The following is a 3,082-nucleotide window of genomic DNA, read 5'->3' on the forward strand; positions in this document are numbered from 1 at the left end:
GCCCGGCGCAGGCGGCGTGCTGGGCGGCCTTCGCCCACGCGGTCAGCGGCCAGCGCCTGGCGCCGCGGTTCGGCCGCACCGGGTTCCTCGCGCGCGAGCTGGTCGACGAGGTGGCGTACACGATCGCAACGGTCTGACACGGTCCGAGGGTGGGCGAGGCGGGACCCCTCGCCCACCCTGGGATTCCACCGGTCGCGTCAGTTGCGCACCTCCACTTCGTAGACGCGGGCGGCGGTGTCGCCGTTGCTCGTGGGAGTGACCACGTTGAGGCGTACGTAGCGCGCGTCCACGCCGATCGACGTCGTCGTCGAATCGGCCGTGTTGCCACGGATCTGCGCCCGAACGGTCCACCCGGACCCGTCGTCGGAGGTCAGCAGGTCGAAGTCCCGGGTGTTCCACTCCGGGTACTCACCGCCCGCGCCGGCGTGCCGGATGACCACCGAGCCGACCCGCTGCCTGGTCTGCAAGTCGATCTGCAGCCACTTCGAACCGCCGCTGGAGCACCACTTGTCGAACCATCCGCCGAGCCAGCTGCCGTTGACCGCCCTGTCGGCGCCCTCGCCGGCGGCGCAGGACGAGTCGGCGGTCACCGGCCGGCGTGCGGCCACGTCGACCGGCGCGCCGCCGTTGCCGTACACCTCGAGCTCGTAGATCCGGGCCGCGGCGTTGCCGTCGTTGGCCGGTGTCGTGATGTCCATCCGCACGTAGCGGGCCTGCCGCGGCTGGAACCGCGCGAACGTCCGGCTGCTGCGGGCGCCGGTCACCGTGACCGCCGCCGACCAGGTCGAGGCGTCGGTGCTGGTCGAGATCGTGTATCCGCCGGTGTTCCAGCCGGTCGACTCGCCGCCCAGCCCGGCGTGCTTGAGCACCACCGCCGACACGGTCTGCGCCGAGCCGAGGTCGGTCTGCAGGGTGCGCGGCGCGGTGGTCGAGCAGAACTTGCTGTTGCCGCGGATCGCGCCGTCGCCCGCCTTGCCGGCGGCCTCCGCCGTGGCGCAGGGTGCCGATCCGGTGAAGGCCCTGCCGAGGGCGAGGTTCGGTCCGAGGTCCGGTTCCGCGGGCGGCTGGGTGCGCCCGTCGGCGAAGCTGGGGGGTACGTCCTGCGCACCCGTTCCCCAGCTGCTCGGCGACCCGCCCATGCTGAACGCCAGCGTGCCGCCGCCGGCCAGGTCGCCGTAGCGGACGAAGCTCTTCGTGACGCCCGAGCCGTTGAGGGCGACCGACTGCACGTACCGGTTGGCGGCGCTGCCACCGCTGATCGTGACGTCGCCGGCGGCTCGCTTGATCACCGCGGTGGGGAACTGCGCGCCGTGCAGGGCGAGCGTGTCGGCGCCGGGGGTGACCGGGTAGAGGCCGAGCGCGGACCACACGTACCACGCGGAGGTGGCGCCCAGGTCGTCGTTGCCGGGCAGGCCGCCGGCGCCGGTGGTGAACGACTCGGTCATCACCCGGCGCACGGCGTCGCTCGTGCCGGCCGGCTTGCGGGCGAAGTTGTACGTCCACGGCACGTTGTGCTCGGGCTCGTTGCCGATGTAGTAGTACGGCCGGACCAGCCCGCCGTTGAGCTCGGTGAAGTGATGGTCGAGGCGCTGCACGGCGGTCGCCGGGCCGCCCATCAGCGTGATCAGCCCGCCCAGGTTGTGCGGGACCATCCACACGTACTGGGCGGCGTTGCCCTCGACGTACGGGTTCTCCTGCGCCGGGTTCAGCGGCCACGGGAAACCGCTGTTGCGGGCGCCGAGATACTGCGATTCGCCGTCGTAGAGGTTGCGCCACCGCTGCGACCGGACCGCGGCCTCGTTGGCGCCGGCGGTGTCGCCGAGCGCCCTGGCGAACTGGGCGATGGCGAAGTCGCTGGACGCGTACTCCAGGGTCTCGGAGGGGTTGCCGGGGATGTACCCGTTGGTGTTGTAGGTCTGGTGGTTGCCGCGCAGCACGTACCCCTGCATCGCCGCGCCGGAGGCGCTCTTCTTCATCAGCGTCAGGGCGGCCGCGGTGTCGAAGTTGCGCACGCCGAAGGCGTGGGCCGAGGCCACCACGATCGGTCCGGGATCGCCGGGCATCACGAAGTCCTCGACGTTCTGGTGCGACCACTTCGGCAGCACGCCACCCTGCTGGCCGTCCAGCACCATCGACTTGACGATGTCGGTCATCACCTCCGGCGCGATGAACGCCACCAGCGACGCCCAGGACCGATAGATGTCCCAGCCCGAGTAGTTCTGGTAGACGGGATGGCTCGCGGTGTGCACGGCCCGGTCGAAGCCGCGGTACTCGCCGTTGGTGTCGCTGGCAAGGTTGGGGTTCTGCAGCACGTGGTAGAGCGCGGTGTAGAACTTCTGCAGATCGCTGGTCGACCCGCCGGTGACCTGGATGCGGTTGAGCGCGGCGTTCCAGGCGGCGTCGGCGTTGCTCCGGACGGTCGCGAACGTGCCGGCCTCGGCGGTGGCGTTGTTCTGCGCGTTGGCGACGCTGACGAACGAGATGCCGACGGTCGCGTTGACCACCTGGTTGGCCGTGGTGTCGAAGGTGACGTACGCGCCGGCCTGGGTGCCGCTGGTGCTGGTCGAGCCGGCGCTGACCGAGCCGCCGTTGAAGGTGCCGACCGCGGTCGGGGCGCGGTCGAACAGGATCGAGTAATACATGCTGAACGTCTGCCCGCCGCAGAACCCGCCGGCGGTGTGCTCGCCCCACACCCGGTTGCCGCTGATCGAGACGTTGCCCTGCCGGTCGCCGGTGGCCGAGCGGCTCGCGTTGATCAGCACGCGCGCGGCGGTGGTGGCCGGGAAGGTCAGCCGCATCGCGCCGGTCCGTTTGGTGGCGCTCAGCTCGACGTCGGTGCCGTAGCGGTCGAGCCGGTTCTTGTAGTAGCCGGGCGCGGCGGTCTCGTTGGTCTTGGTGTACGCCGACGCGTAGGAGGTCCAGCTCGAGCCGGGCGACGAGCCGAGGTTCCCGGTGATCGGCAGGATCGGCAGGTCCTCGTTGTTGGGGCAGCCCGCGCCGTTGAAGTGGGTGAGGCTGAACGACTCGATGGTGCGGTCGCGGTCGCGATATCCGGACGGCGAGCCGGTCGGGGTGTCGGGGG

The 3,082-nt window shown here is 71.2% G+C and carries 1 protein-coding gene; it reads right to left on the reverse strand.

Annotated elements, in window-relative coordinates; genetic code table 11:
- Nucleotides 1-197: 197 nt before the first annotated feature.
- Nucleotides 198-3,082: GH92 family glycosyl hydrolase (locus tag AB0M20_RS34835; protein ID WP_364304662.1), on the reverse strand; the 2,885-nt coding region annotated here is incomplete at its 5' end.

This window comes from Actinoplanes sp. NPDC051633 (assembly GCF_040681735.1).
Classification (GTDB): Bacteria; Actinomycetota; Actinomycetes; order Mycobacteriales; family Micromonosporaceae; genus Actinoplanes.